This window comes from Pseudomonas sivasensis (assembly GCF_052938085.1).
The window spans coordinates 6,256,810-6,272,429 of sequence record NZ_CP176442.1 but is presented as its reverse complement, the minus strand read 5'-3'; the positions used below and the strand labels follow the sequence as shown (position 1 = coordinate 6,272,429).

The following is a 15,620-nucleotide window of genomic DNA, read 5'->3' as shown; positions in this document are numbered from 1 at the left end:
GGCTTCAGCGAGACCCGGCGCGGGCTGTGGGCATTGACCGACCGGTCATCACCCTGAGCAGAATATTGAGCCGGCCCGGATCACGTTGAATATTTTCCATCGACCACCCGGCATTGGGATTTGCCCGACTCCCCCCAGCACCCTAGAATGCGCCGATGCGCGATGATCTCTCTCTTTTGCTGAACTCCCTCAACGATGCCCAACGCCAGGCCGTAGCGGCCCCCGTTGGCCGTCAGTTGGTCCTGGCCGGTGCTGGCTCCGGTAAAACCCGAGTGCTGGTGCACCGTATCGCCTGGTTGATCCAGGTCGAAAACGCGTCTCCGCACTCAATCCTGTCGGTGACGTTCACCAACAAGGCCGCTGCCGAGATGCGCCATCGCATCGAACAGTTGATGGGCATCAGCCCGGCCGGCATGTGGGTCGGCACCTTCCACGGCCTTGCGCACCGCCTGTTGCGGGCCCATTGGCAGGAAGCTGGCCTCGCCCAGACCTTCCAGATCCTTGACAGCGACGACCAGCAACGCCTGGTCAAGCGCGTGATCCGCGAACTCGGCCTCGACGAACAGCGTTGGCCCGTGCGCCAGGCGCAGTGGTTTATCAACGGCCAGAAAGACGAAGGCCTGCGCCCGCAACATATTCAAGCCAGCGGCGATCTTTTCCTGGCCACCATGCGCAGCATTTATGAAGCCTATGAGGCTGCTTGCGCACGTGCCGGCGTGATCGACTTCTCCGAACTGCTGCTGCGCGCCCTCGACCTGTGGCGCGACAACCCCGGCTTGCTGGCCCATTACCAGAAACGCTTCCGCCACATTCTGGTGGATGAGTTCCAGGACACCAACGCCGTGCAGTACGCCTGGTTGCGCCTGCTGGCCAAGGGCGGCGACAGCCTGATGGTAGTGGGTGACGACGACCAGTCCATCTACGGCTGGCGTGGCGCGAAAATCGAGAACATCTACCAGTATTCCGAAGACTTCCCGGACGCGGACACTATCCGTCTGGAGCAGAACTACCGTTCTACCGCTGGCATCCTCAAGGCCGCCAACGCCTTGATCGCCAACAATACCGGACGCCTGGGCAAAGAGCTGTGGACCGACGGCGGCGAAGGCGAAGCGATCAACCTGTACGCCGCCTTCAATGAGCACGATGAAGCGCGCTACGTGGTGGAAACCATTGAAAGCGCCCTGAAAACCGGCCTGGCACGTAGCGATATCGCGATTCTGTACCGCTCCAACGCCCAATCGCGGGTATTGGAAGAAGCCTTGCTGCGCGAACGCATCCCGTACCGCATCTATGGCGGTCAGCGCTTCTTCGAGCGTGCGGAAATCAAGAACGCCATGGCCTACCTGCGCTTGCTGGAAGGTCGCGGCAATGATGCGGCGCTGGAGCGGGTGATCAATATCCCGGCCCGCGGTATCGGCGAAAAAACCGTCGAAGCAATCCGCGACCACGCGCGCCACGCCGACGTGTCGATGTGGGAAGCCATGCGCTTGCTGATCGCCAACAAAGGCCTGACCGGGCGGGCAGCGGGTGCGCTGGGCGTGTTTGTAGAGCTGATCGAGAATCTGGCCGCCAAGTGCCTGGAAATGCCCCTGCACTTGATGACCCAGACCGTGATCGAGCAGTCCGGACTGATCGCCTATCACGAAGCGGAAAAAGGCGAAAAAGGCCAGGCCCGAGTAGAAAACCTTGAGGAACTGGTCAGCGCAGCCCGCGCGTTCGAAAACACCGAAGAAGACGAAGAGCTGACTCCACTCGCAGCATTCCTCGGCCACGCCTCGCTGGAAGCCGGTGATACCCAGGCCGATGAGCATGAAGACAGCATCCAGCTGATGACCTTGCACAGCGCCAAGGGCCTGGAATTCCCGTACGTGTTCCTGGTGGGCATGGAAGAAGGCCTGTTCCCCCACAAGATGAGCCTGGAAGAGCCCGGCCGTCTTGAAGAAGAACGTCGCCTGGCCTACGTGGGTATCACTCGGGCGATGCAGAACCTGGTCATGACCTACGCCGAGACCCGACGCCTGTACGGCAGCGAGACCTACAACAAGGTGTCGCGCTTCGTACGTGAAGTACCGAAGGGCCTGATTCAGGAAGTTCGCCTGTCCAACAGCGTCAGCCGCCCGTTCGGTGGCGGCCAACAGCAGAACTCCAGCAGTATGTTTGCCGGTTCCGAGATTCCGGAAACTCCGTTCAGCTTGGGCCAGCAGGTCAGGCATGCGGTCTTCGGTGAGGGCGTGATCCTCAATTTCGAAGGCGCTGGCGCCCAGGCACGAGTGCAGGTGAACTTCGCCGAAGGCAGCAAATGGCTGATGATGGGTTACGCGAAGCTCGAAGCAGTCTGAAACATTTGCCTACATGAAGCTTATTGGCCCGCCCTTGTATTCAACGAGCGCGGGCCAATATCAGTAATCAGTCCTACAGATCCTTCGGAATCGGTCTTACGCAAAAGCCCGAAACATTATGCCGCTAGCCACTGCCACTACACCTGTGCAACATGGCGCGCGTGCAATCCACAAATGGGAATTCCCTTTATGAAACGTTTTCTTAGCATCGCCATGGCGTTGTGCATCGGCCTGACGATGAGCCTCGACGCCAACGCCAAACGCTTCGGTGGCGGCAAAAGCTCGGGTGCGGCACCGACTCACCAGACCAGCCAAATGGCTCCATCCGCCGGTGCAGGCGGTGCTGCCGCTTCCGCAGGCGCAGCCGGTGCTGCTGGCGCCGCAGCCAAGGCTGGCGGTGCTTCACGCTGGCTTGGCCCTCTGGCCGGTATCGCGGCCGGTGGCCTGCTCGCCTCCATGTTCATGGGCGGCGGCTTCGAGGGCATGCAGATCTTCGACATCCTGATCATGGCCGTCATCGCCTTCCTGGTCTTCCGCTTTATCGCCGCCCGTCGCCGCAAGCAGCAGGAGCACCTGGCTCCAGCCGGCGCGCCAATGCAGCGTGAAGTGTTCGAGCAGAAACCAGCCATGGGCTCGATCTTTGGTGGTTCGGCAGCGCCTGCTGCGGCCCGTCCGGTGATCAACGCACCGGCCTGGTTCAATGAAGAGCGCTTCGTCGAAGCGGCCCGCAGCCACTTCCAGTCCCTGCAGCAACACTGGGACGCCAACGAAATGGACAAGATCGCCGAGTTCGTGACCCCGCAACTGCTGGAGTTCCTCAAACGCGAACGTGCCGAGATCGGCGACGCGTTCCAGTCGACCTACATTGACGACCTGCGCGTTCAGTTGGACGGTGTGGATGATCGCGCCGACAAGACCATCGCTACCCTGACCTTCAGCGGTGTGTCGAAGACCTCGCGTTTCGACCAGGGCGAAGTGTTCAGCGAAAGCTGGAACATGGAACGCCCTCAAGGCGAGAACCAGCCATGGCTGGTCGCCGGTATTCGCCAAAACGGCTGATACCCACGCGCTTGAGCACGCCGTAACGAAAAACCCCGGACATGTCTCATGTCCGGGGTTTTCTATTTCACGGTTGCACTTATAGCGAGCTACTGTATAAAACGCCCCTATAAACCGCGCCATCTAGCAAGAGGATCCCGGCCGTGGAAGAAATCATCGAACAATTGCGTGAAGCCAACGAACCGGTCCCGGTTCCTCTGGAACTGCCTGACGAAGATCAACTGGTGGAAATCGAAGAACAACTGTTCATCGACATCCCGTTTGTCTTCCGTGAATTCCTGCTGACCGTCAGCGATGTGGTGTACGGCAGCCTGGAACCGGTGACCGTCACCGACCCGCAATCCCACACGTACCTGCCGGATGTGGCAGCCAACGCCTGGGATGCCGGCGTTGACCGCAGCATGATCCCGATCTGCCAGGATGGCGACGACTACTACTGCGTTGAAGAAGACGGCACCGTGGTGCTGTGGTCCGGCGAAGAAGAACTCGTCACTGAAGAGACGTGGGAATCGGTTTGGCACTGGGCGCGGGATGTTTGGCTGGAAAGCTGAGTCCTGTCACCCGTGGCGGACCGGTTTTTGTGGCGAGCAAGCTCGCTCGCCACAAGCGAATGCACCGCAGCACCTTAGTGCTCCGACGTGTCCTTGTGATTATCCAGAGTCTCCAGCAAGGCCACCTGCATCCGCGTATGCACGCGAATGAACCAGCGCCACAGAACGGCCGCTACCGCCGCCGCGACTACTGCAATCAGCACCAGCAACTTGTTGGTCGGCAAAATGCTGGCCGACAAGGCTGCCAATAGCAGAAAGATCACCAGCAGCGACAGAATCGGGATCAGCTCCGAGATTACCCTTCGCACACGCTGGGTATGTCGCCCGGCCATTTCCGGCTTCACGCTCATTTCTGCCAGCAGCATCGACAGCGCCTTGAGCTTGCGGTAAGCCGCTATCAAGAACGGCAGCGACAACAACAACGCCCCTCCCCAGATCAACGCCTTCTGCCAGCTCGGATCACTGATCCAACCCTCCAGATACCCACCAATGCGCACCGCAAAAAAGCTGCCAGCGAAGAAGATCGCGATCACCAGCGCGAGGTTCACCCCTACTTGCAGGATGATCTTGCGGATCATCGACGCCAGCATCGCGCCCTCGCCCTGAGGCTGAATGCTGCGCAACCACTCGCCGTACATCCCGAAGACCCGACTCATGCGCTTGGGCATCACTGCCGCAATCTTCAGCGACAGGGGATCAGCACCGCGAATCAGGTAGGGCGTGAGCAGTGTAGTGATCGCCGAAACCGCCACCGCCACCGGATACAGGAAGTCGCTGGTTACCTGCAAGGTCATGCCCAGCGCGGCGATAATGAAGGAGAACTCGCCAATCTGTGACAGCCCCATGCCCACGCGCAGTGAGGTGCGGCCGTCATTACCGGCGATAAATGCGCCCAGGCCGCAGGACAGCATCTTGCCCAGCACCACGGCCACGGTGATTACCGCGATTGGCCAGGCATATTGCAGCAGGATCTGCGGGTCAATCATCAAGCCAATCGCCACAAAAAAGATGGCGCTGAACATGTCGCGAACCGGCTCGATCAGGCGTTCTATCTTAATCAACTGCTTGGACTCGGCCATGATCGCGCCGATAAGGAATGCCCCCAGCACCATGCTGTATTCCAGCTTGACCACCAGTAGGCAAAAGCCGAAGCACAGGCCCAATACGGTGATCAGCAGCATCTCATTGCTTTCGAACTTAGCTACGTAAGCCAGCAGACGCGGCACCAGCAAGATGCCAATCACCAAGGCGACGATCATGAACAGCGAGAGCTTGCCGACGGTGGAGAACACCTCGCCGGAGCTCACGGTGCCGCTGACGGCGATGCTCGACAGCAAGGCGATGATGCCGATGCCAAGGATGTCTTCAACGATCAACACGCCGAAAATCAGCTGGGCAAAACGCTGGTTCTTCATTTTCAGGTCATTGAGGGCCTTGACGATGATGGTGGTCGAGGAAATCGCCAGGATCGCGCCGAGGAAGAGTGAGTCCATGGTGTTCCAGTCGAACCAGCGGCCGATTTCGTAGCCGATCCAGATCATCAGGATGATTTCCAGGAAGGCTGCGATAAACGCCGTCGCGCCCACCTTGAACAACTTGCGCAGGCTGAACTCCAGGCCCAGGCAGAACATCAGGAAGATCACCCCCAGCTCGGCGAGGGTCTTGATGGTGTCTTCGTCGTGGATCAGACCGAACGGCGGCGTGTGGGGGCCGATGATGAAGCCGGCGACGATGTAACCCAGCACCACCGGCTGCTTGAGGCGGTGAAACAGGATGGTGACCCCCCCTGCCACCAGCATGATCACGGCCAAGTCCTGGATAAAGCTGATGGCGTGCATGGCGAGGGGCTCCTTGAGGGTACTGGCGCTTTTCCCACTTCCGCCCACGCACATGAAAATGCGCAAAGTGCGGAAGGAAAAGTCTGCCTTGATCGTAAGAAATGCCCTGACATGGGCTTTTGAAGGTTAACACCGCGACTTCCAGCAGAAAGCCGGTGCAATATATGGAAACAGATCGGTGCAGGCGTGACGGCAAGCCGCCCACCGGCGTCCCGTAAGGGATGGCGCTGCAAAGATTCCAGCACCCGCAGAGGTGCACCCCAACCAATGCCTACAACCCGTGAGTGTGTTATGGAACCCGGAAACGCCCAGCTGTCGATGACGGTATTGATGACCCCTGACATGGCCAACTTCTCAGGCAATGTCCACGGCGGCACCCTGCTCAAGTACCTCGACGAAGTGGCCTACGCCTGTGCGAGCCGTTATGCCGGTCGCTATGTGGTGACGTTGTCGGTGGATCAGGTGATTTTTCGCGAACCGATCCATGTCGGCGAATTGGTGACGTTCCTTGCATCGGTCAACTACACCGGCAATACGTCGATGGAAGTGGGCATCAAGGTGGTGACCGAGAACATCCGCGAGCGCTCGGTGCGTCATACCAACAGCTGCTTCTTCACCATGGTGGCGGTGGACGACCAGCGTAAACCCGCTGCCGTACCACCGCTGCAACCCCATAACAGTGAAGACAAGCGCCGGTTCGTGCAGGCCCAGCAACGCCGGCAGATTCGCCAGGAGCTGGAGAAGCGCTACCAGGAAATCAAGGCAGACGCGCTGTAAGTCCCAAGCCGCAAACCCGATCAAAAATGTGGGGGGCTTGCCCCCGATTGCAGTGGGTCAGCCATTACTTAGGTAGCTGATACACCGCCATCGGGAGCAAGCCCCCTCCTACATTGGGTGTTGTGTACTTACAATCCGATCGGGGTGGCTTCAAAGCGCACACGTGGGTGGGCAATGCGATCCTGGGCCCGCACCAACTCCAACTCGTAACTGGCGCAAGCCTGGGTTTCCAGCAGCACTTCGTGCACGGCCGCTGCGGTGAATTCAAACGCGGCCAGCAGGCTGTCGCCTAACAACACCCGCGCCAGGAACAACCCCGAGGTCAGGTCGCCCACGCCCACCGGTTGGCGCGGGAACGCCAGCAGCGGTCGACGCAGGTGCCAGCTGCCGTCGGCGGTCACCAGCAGCATCTCGAAACCGTCCGGCAACTTGCCCGGGTAATCCAAGTGTTTGACCAGCACGGCTTTAGGCCCGCGAGCCAGCAACGCCTTGGCCATAGCCAGACAATCGAACAGCGATTGCGGTTTGCGCCCGGCAAAGCTGTCCAATTCCAGTTGGTTGGGGCACAGGAAGTCGGCCATGGCGACGGCTTCATCGAGCAGGAAATCGCTGACTTCCTGGGGCACGATGCAGCCTTTTTCAGGATGACCCATCACCGGGTCGCACAGGTACAAGGCCTTGGGATTGATCGCTTTAATACGCGCCACACCGGTGAGAATCGCCCGGCCCTGAGCCGCGCTGCCCAGATAGCCGGACAGCACCGCATCACAGTTGCCCAACTCACCGATGGCGGCAATCCCTTCCACCAACGCCGGAATTTGCTGCGGCGCCAACACTTCGCCCGCCCACTGGCCATACTGGGTGTGGTTGGAGAACTGCACAGTGTTAAGCGGCCAGACGTTCACCCCGACCCGCTGCATGGGGAACACGGCGGCGCTGTTTCCGGCGTGGCCAAAGACCACATGAGACTGGATCGCAAGCAGATGAGGTGTGCGTTTCATGCAGGGGATTTCCGTAAAGCCATTGAAATTCTGGCCGCGCAGTATGCGACTAAACACAGCCTGTACGACAGGCCAGCGACACAGTTAAGCTGCTCTCACTTTGTTGGAGTTTTTCGCATGCTGACCCTGGGAAACATCTTCGTGTTGATGCTGCTGGCGACCGGCGCCGCCTGGGTTTGGCACAACCACGGCCTGCGCGAACGGGCGCTCGCGCGGGTGAAGCAGCATTGCGCCAAGCTCGATATCGAATTGCTCGACGGTGCCGTAGCGTTGAAACGCATCGGTTTTGTGAAGGACGCCAATGGCCGGCGGCGTCTGGCGCGTATCTATAATTTCGAGTTCACCGTCACGGGCGAGACCCGTCACAGCGGGACCATCACGCAGTTTGGCGCCCATAGCGCGCAGATCGAACTGGCGCCCTACCCGTTCGAGGCCAAGGAAGCGCTGCCCAGTGCTGAAGTCATTGAGCTGAGCCAATGGCGTCAGAACCATGCGACTAAAAACCGTCAGTAACGGCAGGCAGTCAGCGCGGCCTGCAATGCAGCCATATCCTGTGGTGTGCTGAAGATCAATTCGATACGTGAGTCGCGGCGCCATTCGCTGGGGTGCCAGGCGAGCGGGCTGTTATCCACACCGTTGGCCGAGATCCACCCATCACGGCTGTGGATAACCAGTTTGGCGCGGCGCCACTCAAGCGATGTCAGCCACAGGTGCAGACGCTCGGAATCGAATTTCTGGCTCGGGTGCCAGCGCCAACCGATACTCCAACCGCCCTCCTGGGCCTGGCTCAGGCAGATCGGCAATGCCGGATCGCTCCAGATAGCCGGCAATTGAGCCAGCCCCTTGGGCACCTCGACGTTATCCACAGCCTCTTCAGCCTGCGCATTCAAACCTGGCAGTTTGCCGAGCGGCACGTACGCCTGCCGCGTCCAATAAATGCCACGGGCGGGTAGCTGTCGTTCGACGGCCTCGCGTTGCGCAGCATCCAGCCCCTCATCCTTGTTCAACACCAACAGCCCGGCACTGGCCAACGCTTCCTGCTGCGCTGGCGGCAAGGGTTTGCCCGCAGCCAGCGCTTGGGCATCCAGCACCAGCACACAAGGCTGAACCGCAAGCACCGTCTGCCACGGCGCTTCGCGCAACTGCTGGAGCAACTGCGCAGGATGGCCCAGGCCCGAGGGTTCGATAAACAACCGATCCGGCTTGGCCTTACGCAGCAACCGGCCCAGGCCTACCTGGAACGGTGCGCCATTCACACAACACAGGCAGCCACCGGCGACCTCGCCCAAGGCAATGCCGTCGTCGTCCTGGGTCAGCAACGCAGCATCCAGGCCGATCTGCCCAAACTCATTAATCAGCACCGCCCAGCGCTCGTTGGCCGGGCGTTGGGCGAGCAGGCGCTTGATCAGGCTGGTCTTGCCAGCGCCAAGGGGCCCGGCAATCACGTGGGTGGGAATGTTCTGCAGCATAAGTGCCATCGTTCGGACCGTGTAGAGCGTTTGATCCTACGCGGTTACGCGAGCCAATCCAGCGTCAGAATCAATCGGCGCTCATCCGCTTTCAGCGCGGGGGAGCGGTGGATCAGGCCGTGGCCTTCGTTGCCATGCCATTTGGTGCCCTTGAGCAGTGCCACTTCACCGCACTGAATCTGCTCAATGCGCTCGCTGGGCTCGGCGTCCGCTTGGCTGAGTTTGCGCCGGTCCATTACCCCTTCACGCAACCACTGGCTGCCGATACCTGCATAGGTGGTGATCAGCCGCACCGGCACATGATCGACGTGAAAACGCGGGCACATGGCTTTATCCAACAATCGCAGACGAACGCCTATGCGCTTGGCGCCGAGCAGACAGGCAAAAGCACTGACCAGCCACGACACATCGGCGACAAAGCCTTCATAACCTTCAAGATCGCGGCAACTGGACGCCAATCCTCGCAAGTTCGGCTTGGCGTCTTCGCTGTTGAGTTCGATCACCATCGAATCAGCCAACGGCTCGTTGAGTGCCACAAGCAAGGCGCCGAACTCAGCGATATGCAGCGGCAACTGGCGCTGCCACAGCGCCAGGTTCACGCCGTCTTCGAGGATGTCGGACAGCGCCAGCGGGGTTTCACCGCGGGTCTGGCGAATCACGGGGCGCAGGGGGATAGCCGGTGCCAGCATCAGGCTGCCTCTTCATACCAGGGACCAAACGGATCAGCCAAAAGGCGCCACCCTTCCACGCCAAGGGCCATTTCTTCATCGGTGAGCAAGCACGCATCCAACTCGACGCGCATGTGGGCGAAGTCGATGTTCTGCCCGATAAACACCAGTTCCTGGCGGCAGTCGCCGGTGCTCAGTTGCCAGTTGCCCATAATCGCCGCGACGCTTTCTTGGTCTTGTGGCCATTGGCTTTTCGGTACGAAACGCCACCAGCGTCCGGCAAACCCGTGACGCATCAGGCCGCCTGCCTGGGACCAGCTACCGGCGTCCTGATGCTTGCTGGCCAGCCAGAAAAAGCCCTTTGAGCGCAGCAGTTTGCCGTTCACCCAAGGTCGATCGATAAAGTCGAAGAAGCGTTGCGGATGGAACGGGCGGCGTGCGCGATAGGCCATGGACGCGATGCCATATTCTTCGGTTTCCGGTACATGCTCACCGCGCAGCTCCTGCAACCAGCCTGGCGCTTGGGCCGCACGCTCGAAGTCAAAGCGGCCGGTGTTGAGGATCTTGTGCAGCGGCACCTCGCCCATGACCATCGGGATGATTTCCGCCTGAGCATTGAGACGCTCAAGGATAGCCATCAGCTCTTCACGTTCGCTGCTGCTGATCAGGTCGATCTTGCTGATCAAGATGACGTCGGCGAATTCGATCTGCTCGATCAACAGGTCGGTGATTGAACGCTCGTCTTCTTCCCCGAGGGTTTCGCCCCGTGAGGCCAGGCTTTCGGCGGCCTGGTAGTCGAGCAGGAAGTTCATGCCATCGACCACGGTAACCATGGTATCCAGGCGCGCAACATCGGCCAGGCTTTGGTCATTTTCATCGCGAAAGGTGAAGGTTTCTGCCACCGGCAACGGTTCGGAGATACCGGTGGATTCAATCAACAAGTAATCGAACCGACCTTCCTTGGCGAGTTTTCCGACTTCTTCAAGCAAGTCTTCACGCAAGGTGCAGCAGATACAGCCGTTGCTCATCTCCACCAGCTTTTCTTCGGATCGGTTGAGGGTGACGTCACGCTGCACCTCGCTGCCGTCGATGTTGATTTCACTCATGTCGTTGACAATCACCGCCACGCGCAGATTTTCGCGGTTGCGCAGGACATAGTTGAGCAATGTGCTTTTACCGGCGCCGAGAAAGCCGGACAACACGGTAACGGGGAGACGATTGGGCATCAGGTAATCCTCATCAGGGTTGGCCGGTCAAATCGCCCGTTTATGGCGTTCGCGCAGCTCTTCACGTTCTTTGGCTTCGATACACAGGGTGGCGGTGGGACGCAGCAGAAGACGTTGCAGGCCGATGGGTTCGCCGGTTTCGCGGCACCAGCCATATTCGCCACGGGCCAGCAGTTCGAGGGCGTCGTCGATCTTGTCCAGCAGCTTCTTCTCCCGTTCCAGCAGGCGCAGTTGCCACTGGCGCTGCTCTTCGGCGCTGCCCACGTCAGCCGGGTCGCTGTTGGTTTCCTGCTCGCGCAGTACCAGGAATTCGCCTTCGATACGCGCTTGCAGTTCAGTGCGCTGAGCCAACAACAGTTCGCGGAAGAAGCCATGCTGGGCTTCATTCATGTAGTCGGCAGGCGGTTGGGTCAGCAGGTCTTGTTCAGTCATGGGGAGAGGTTCACGGGTCAGGCTGTTTTTCAATGTTATAGTATAACAATACAAATAATCCAATCCCCCCCTTGCTCGCTTCGACAAAGAGGGCAATGCTTGAACGCATCCCTGCCCCGAGAAACCTTATGAAATACCTGTTGTGCGCCCTGTTACTGGCAGCGGCCGGGACTGCTTGCGCCCAAGCGCCCAGCCTGCTGGCCAACTGCACGCGCAGCGCCAACCTGCTGGCCTGTGTCGACCCACTGGGCAACGCCTACAGTGTGTCGACCGAGGGCAGTACCACGTACTTGCGCGGTTTCGAGGTGGTCGGCAAACGCTATTGGGCACAGACCAACAGCCGTTATGGGCAACTGACGTTTTTTACTGGTTTGGCGTCAGATGGGGAGGCGTGGGTCGGCTACACGCGGCGCGTGGGTTGGACCACGATCAATCGCTTCTCCAGCTCCGGCGGGGCCAGCGCCAAATTCACCTGCAGCCGCATTACCGGCTGTTAGGCCTGACCATTCTTTTGTTCCTGCACCCACGCCATGTAACTGTTCATCGGCGGATTCTTCTGGAAGTAGTTTTTCAGGCCATCGAACAAGCCATCCGCCACCGCCTGTTGATGACGCGCCGTCACCAAGCGCTGGGCGTCTCGGGCATTGGAGATAAAGCCCGTCTCCACCAGGATCGAGGGCACATCCGGTGACTTGAGCACTGCAAACGCGGCCTGTTCCACACGTTTCTGATGCAGGCTGGTAATGCTTTGCAGGCTCCCGAGCACCGAACTGCCCAGTTGCAGGCTTGAGGCGATGGTGGCGTTCATCGACATGTCGAGAATCACGCCGGCCAGCATCGGGTCTTTATCCTTCAGATTGAGCAACGTGGTAGCGCCCAACAGGTCCGCGCCGTTTTCGCGCTGGGCCATAAAGCGTGCGGTGGCCGAGGTCGCGCCGCCCTCCGACAGCGCATACACCGACGCCCCTGAAGCGGTGAGGCGCGGCGCTGCATCGGCGTGCACCGAGATAAACATATCGGCCTTGTGCTGACGGGCGATGTCCACGCGCTTGCGCAACGGCACGAAGAAATCGTCGTTGCGCACCAGTTTCACGTCAAAGCCCTTCTCGCGCTTCAAACGCTTGGCCAGCAGTTGGGCGATGGACAACACCACGTCTTTTTCGCGCTGGCCCTTGGAGCCGATAGCGCCCGGGTCTTTGCCGCCGTGGCCGGGGTCGACCACCACCATGATGTCGCGCTTCGGATGCGCCTTGCCCTCTAGCGCCACCAAAGGCGCAGGGGCAGCCGCGATCTGACGTGGCGCCTGAGTGGCGCCAGTGAGATCGAGCACCAGGCGATGCCCCTGACCCTCCTGAGGCGGCAACACAAAGCTGGTGAGCCGCATCGGTGCGGCCAGATCGAGCACGATGCGCGTATCCGATTTGCCGAAATGCCCCGAGCGAATCGAGGTGATTCCGGTGTTCTTCAACTCCAGTTGAGAAAAGTCGCCACTGAGCGCCGCGCCGCTCAGGTCGATGATCAGGCGCTCCGGCGCCGTCAGGGAGAAGGTCTTGTACTGCACCGGACCGCTGAGGTCGAACACCAACCGCAGCTTGTCATCTGAGCGCCATAAACGCGCGTTACGAATCTGCGTGGCGTGGGCCGTGAACGGCAAAACAAAAAAGGGGCTGGCCAAGAGCAGATTGAGAAGCTGACGTCTGTGCATGACAAATACCGCAGATAAATGAGCGTCTGTACTCGACATGACTGAAAAAAGGCTACGACAGAAAATTCATCGTAGACTCTATTGTTATACTATAACATGTCGAATTATTTCCAACGATGGACCTGCTCATGAACGCGCTGACTCTGCCGGATATCGCCGCGCAGGCTTCACGCCAAGCCTTGCCACTCGACTGGGTCGGCATGTGCGGCATCGCCCTGCCAATCCTGATCGACGGTCAGCGCCTGACCGCCACCGCCGATGCCGGCGTGAGCCTGGATGACGGCACCGCCCGTGGCATTCATATGTCACGCCTGTACCTGGCACTGGAGATGCTCGACCAGCAGCCCCTCACGCCTGCACTTCTGCGCAATGTACTTCAGCGTTTTCTCGACAGTCATGAAGATTTATCTAAGAACGCCTACCTGCGTCTGCACACGAATTTGCTGTTGAAACGCCCGGCGCTGGTCAGCCCCTTAGCTGGCTGGAAAGGCTACCCAGTCAGCATCGAAGCGCGCCTGGAAAACCAGATGTTCCACGTGGAACTAAAAATTAACGTTACTTATTCCTCAACTTGCCCCTGTTCCGCTGCCCTGGCCAGGCAGTTGATTCAGCAGCAATTTCTCGAAGACTTCGCCGACACGCCGTTGCAGCATGAAGACGTACTCACCTGGCTCGGTAGCGCAGACGGCATCGTCGCCACACCCCACAGCCAGCGCAGCAGCGCGCAGTTGCACGTACACCTGCGAGGCGAGCAACTGGCGCTGACCGACATCATCAACGACGCCGAAGCTGCACTCGGCACCGCCGTACAAACCGCTGTGAAACGTGCGGACGAACAAGCCTTCGCCCTGGCCAACGGACAGAACCTAATGTTCTGCGAAGACGCCGCCCGCCGCCTGAACCTCGCCTTGAAACGCTCGGATGCCGTCAACGCCTTCCACCTCAAAGTGATCCACGCCGAAAGCCTGCACGCGCACGATGCCGTGGCTGAAAGCCGCTGGACGAGACACCCTGAATGATCACCTGCAACGCTTTGCGCTGGGGCGCCCCCGGACAACCACTCACACCCGCCATAGATCTCATCCTGGAAAAAGGTAGCCTCACCGGCGTAATTGGTCCCAATGGCTGCGGCAAAAGTAGCCTGCTCAAAGTCATCGCCGACCTGCAAAAGCCGCTGGCTGGCAAGGTGGTCGTCGATGTTCCACGCCGGGGCGGCCTAGCGTTCCTGCCTCAGCAGCAACACCTTGACCGCCAATTTCCCATTAGCCTGCAAGAACTGGTCGCCGCCGGTTTCTGGGGCACCCGACTCCCCCCGCAACAACGCAATCAGCGCCTGCAAGCAGTGCTGGAAGACTGGTGCCTCAGCGGCCTGGAACAGCGTCCGCTGATGGCGTTGTCCGGCGGCCAATTGCAACGCGCCCTACTCGCCCGCATGAGTTTGGCCGATTCGCCGGTGTTGCTGCTCGATGAACCCCACGCAGCCCTCGATGAGGACGGCCAGACGCTGTGCTGGAAACATATCCACGCCTGGCATGCCGAAGGCCGCACGCTGGTCATCGTTTGCCACGATTTGGCGTCCGTACGCCACCACACCGAGCAAGTACTGCAAATCAAAAACACCGGTTGTGTGTTCGGCGATAGCAAAGAGCTGATCCGCCCGCAGCCCCAGATGCAGGTGGCCTGATGCACTTCGCCGCCCACTTATGGATGCCCTTCCTAGACTTCGTCTTTATGCGCCGCGCATTGATCGGCGGACTTGTACTCGCGTGCAGCACTGCCCCGCTGGGTGTCTTCCTGATCCTGCGCCGCATGAGCCTGATCGGTGACGCCGTGGCCCACGGCATCCTGCCCGGCGCTGCGCTGGGTTTCTGGTTCGCCGGGCTCAGCCTGCCGGCGCTGACCATCGGTGGCCTCGGCGCCGGCCTGAGCATGGCTGGCCTCTCCGCTTGGATCACTCGCCGTACCGGCCTGCGCGAAGACGCCAGCCTCGCCGCCATCTACCCCATTTCCCTTGCCGCTGGCGTACTGATCCTCGGCCTCGCCGGTAAACGCCTGGATCTTTTGCACTTGCTGTTCGGCTCTGCCTTGGCCGTCGACGCAACCACCCTTACCGGAATGCTCTGGGTGTCCGGGTTCAGCCTGATCGCCATGGGACTGATCTACAAACCACTGCTGCTGGACACCCTCGACCCGCTGTTCCTGCAAACCGTCAGCCGCCTTGGCCCGCTGGCCCATGGGCTGTTTTTAACCCTGGTGGTGCTGAACCTGGTGATCGGTTTCCAGGCCATCGGCGCGTTGATGGTGGTGGGTCTGATGATGTTACCCGCCATCGCTTCACGTTTCTGGAGCCGGCGCCTGCCGGTGTTGATTGCGGTGTCGGCGGTGCTGGGATGCCTGTCGGTATGGCTTGGTTTGTTGTTGTCGTTCTACTACTCACTGCCCAGCGGCCCAGCGATTGTGCTGGTGGCTGGCGCTGGGTACCTGCTGTCCGTGGTATTCGGTCCGGTGCACGGTTTGATGCGCCGCCCGCCCCTGCTTACATCCCAATGAGGTGT

General features: G+C 60.1%; 16 protein-coding genes. 9 read left to right on the top strand and 7 right to left on the bottom strand.

Annotated elements, in window-relative coordinates; translation table 11 throughout:
• The first annotated feature begins 155 nt into the window (after positions 1-155).
• The 3 genes from uvrD to ACKZ62_RS28805 all read left to right on the top strand — a co-directional run bounded on the left by uvrD (position 156) and on the right by ACKZ62_RS28805 (position 3,949).
• Positions 156-2,339 carry a DNA helicase II gene (gene uvrD / locus ACKZ62_RS28815; protein ID WP_122681891.1) on the top strand — a complete coding sequence of 728 codons (2,184 nt, stop codon included), beginning with the start codon at positions 156-158 and terminating at the stop codon, positions 2,337-2,339.
• Positions 2,340-2,528: 189 nt separating this feature from the next.
• A complete protein-coding gene (locus ACKZ62_RS28810) occupies positions 2,529-3,398 on the top strand; it encodes a Tim44 domain-containing protein (protein WP_032884485.1) in 870 nt (289 codons plus the stop codon).
• A 143-nt stretch (positions 3,399-3,541) separates the two neighbouring features.
• On the top strand, positions 3,542-3,949 hold the full coding sequence (locus ACKZ62_RS28805) for an SMI1/KNR4 family protein (RefSeq protein ID WP_017739032.1): 408 nt from the start codon (positions 3,542-3,544) through the stop codon (positions 3,947-3,949).
• A 74-nt stretch (positions 3,950-4,023) separates the two neighbouring features.
• Here ACKZ62_RS28805 and ACKZ62_RS28800 read toward each other — a convergent pair whose 3' ends face one another.
• Positions 4,024-5,787 carry a cation:proton antiporter gene (locus tag ACKZ62_RS28800; RefSeq protein WP_447096166.1) on the bottom strand — a complete coding sequence of 588 codons (1,764 nt, stop codon included), beginning with the start codon at positions 5,785-5,787 and terminating at the stop codon, positions 4,024-4,026.
• Between the two features lie 291 nt (positions 5,788-6,078).
• Here ACKZ62_RS28800 and ACKZ62_RS28795 point away from each other — a divergent pair, with 291 nt between their 5' ends.
• Positions 6,079-6,564, top strand: a complete 486-nt coding sequence (locus ACKZ62_RS28795; RefSeq protein WP_003177014.1) for an acyl-CoA thioesterase — start codon at positions 6,079-6,081, stop codon at positions 6,562-6,564.
• 128 nt (positions 6,565-6,692) lie between these two features.
• Here the strand turns inward: ACKZ62_RS28795 and pdxY are convergent, their stop codons facing one another.
• Positions 6,693-7,565: a pyridoxal kinase PdxY gene (pdxY, locus tag ACKZ62_RS28790; protein WP_032884487.1), complete on the bottom strand. Its 873-nt coding sequence runs from the start codon at positions 7,563-7,565 to the stop codon at positions 6,693-6,695.
• Positions 7,566-7,682: 117 nt separating this feature from the next.
• On the opposite strand from pdxY, the gene ACKZ62_RS28785 reads away from it, so the two are divergent.
• Positions 7,683-8,078, top strand: coding sequence for a DUF3301 domain-containing protein (locus tag ACKZ62_RS28785; RefSeq protein ID WP_032884488.1), 396 nt, complete (start codon positions 7,683-7,685; stop codon positions 8,076-8,078).
• On the opposite strand, the gene ACKZ62_RS28780 is transcribed toward ACKZ62_RS28785, so the two are convergent.
• Genes ACKZ62_RS28780 through dksA form a run of 4 tightly spaced genes read right to left on the bottom strand, consistent with a single transcriptional unit; the run spans position 8,072 to position 11,360 of the window.
• Positions 8,072-9,034 (bottom strand): CobW family GTP-binding protein, encoded by a 963-nt coding sequence (locus ACKZ62_RS28780; RefSeq protein WP_447096165.1) that lies wholly within the window; start codon positions 9,032-9,034, stop codon positions 8,072-8,074. The two genes, ACKZ62_RS28785 and ACKZ62_RS28780, sit on opposite strands and share 7 nt — an antisense overlap.
• 44 nt (positions 9,035-9,078) lie before the next feature.
• The gene (locus ACKZ62_RS28775) at positions 9,079-9,723 is read right to left on the bottom strand and encodes a DUF1826 domain-containing protein (protein ID WP_260366978.1); all 645 of its coding nucleotides are present in this window, start codon (positions 9,721-9,723) and stop codon (positions 9,079-9,081) included.
• Positions 9,723-10,928 carry a zinc metallochaperone GTPase ZigA gene (gene zigA / locus ACKZ62_RS28770; RefSeq protein ID WP_095185249.1) on the bottom strand — a complete coding sequence of 402 codons (1,206 nt, stop codon included), beginning with the start codon at positions 10,926-10,928 and terminating at the stop codon, positions 9,723-9,725. The genes ACKZ62_RS28775 and zigA overlap by 1 nt, the downstream gene beginning before the upstream one ends.
• 27 nt (positions 10,929-10,955) lie before the next feature.
• Positions 10,956-11,360, bottom strand: a complete 405-nt coding sequence (gene dksA, locus ACKZ62_RS28765; RefSeq protein WP_032884492.1) for an RNA polymerase-binding protein DksA — start codon at positions 11,358-11,360, stop codon at positions 10,956-10,958.
• A 128-nt stretch (positions 11,361-11,488) separates the two neighbouring features.
• On the opposite strand from dksA, the gene ACKZ62_RS28760 reads away from it, so the two are divergent.
• Positions 11,489-11,857 carry a hypothetical protein gene (locus tag ACKZ62_RS28760; protein ID WP_032884493.1) on the top strand — a complete coding sequence of 123 codons (369 nt, stop codon included), beginning with the start codon at positions 11,489-11,491 and terminating at the stop codon, positions 11,855-11,857.
• On the opposite strand, the gene ACKZ62_RS28755 is transcribed toward ACKZ62_RS28760, so the two are convergent.
• Complete coding sequence (locus ACKZ62_RS28755; RefSeq protein ID WP_447096164.1) at positions 11,854-13,065, bottom strand: N-acetylmuramoyl-L-alanine amidase; 1,212 nt, start codon at positions 13,063-13,065, stop codon at positions 11,854-11,856. The two genes, ACKZ62_RS28760 and ACKZ62_RS28755, sit on opposite strands and share 4 nt — an antisense overlap.
• A 128-nt stretch (positions 13,066-13,193) precedes the next feature.
• Here ACKZ62_RS28755 and folE2 point away from each other — a divergent pair, with 128 nt between their 5' ends.
• Genes folE2 through ACKZ62_RS28740 form a run of 3 tightly spaced genes read left to right on the top strand, consistent with a single transcriptional unit; the run spans position 13,194 to position 15,615 of the window.
• A complete protein-coding gene (gene folE2, locus ACKZ62_RS28750; RefSeq protein WP_032884495.1) occupies positions 13,194-14,084 on the top strand; it encodes a GTP cyclohydrolase FolE2 in 891 nt (296 codons plus the stop codon).
• Positions 14,081-14,749: a metal ABC transporter ATP-binding protein gene (locus ACKZ62_RS28745; protein ID WP_122681884.1), complete on the top strand. Its 669-nt coding sequence runs from the start codon at positions 14,081-14,083 to the stop codon at positions 14,747-14,749. The genes folE2 and ACKZ62_RS28745 overlap by 4 nt, the downstream gene beginning before the upstream one ends.
• Positions 14,749-15,615: a metal ABC transporter permease gene (locus ACKZ62_RS28740; protein WP_122754163.1), complete on the top strand. Its 867-nt coding sequence runs from the start codon at positions 14,749-14,751 to the stop codon at positions 15,613-15,615. The genes ACKZ62_RS28745 and ACKZ62_RS28740 overlap by 1 nt, the downstream gene beginning before the upstream one ends.
• Positions 15,616-15,620: the final 5 nt, after the last annotated feature.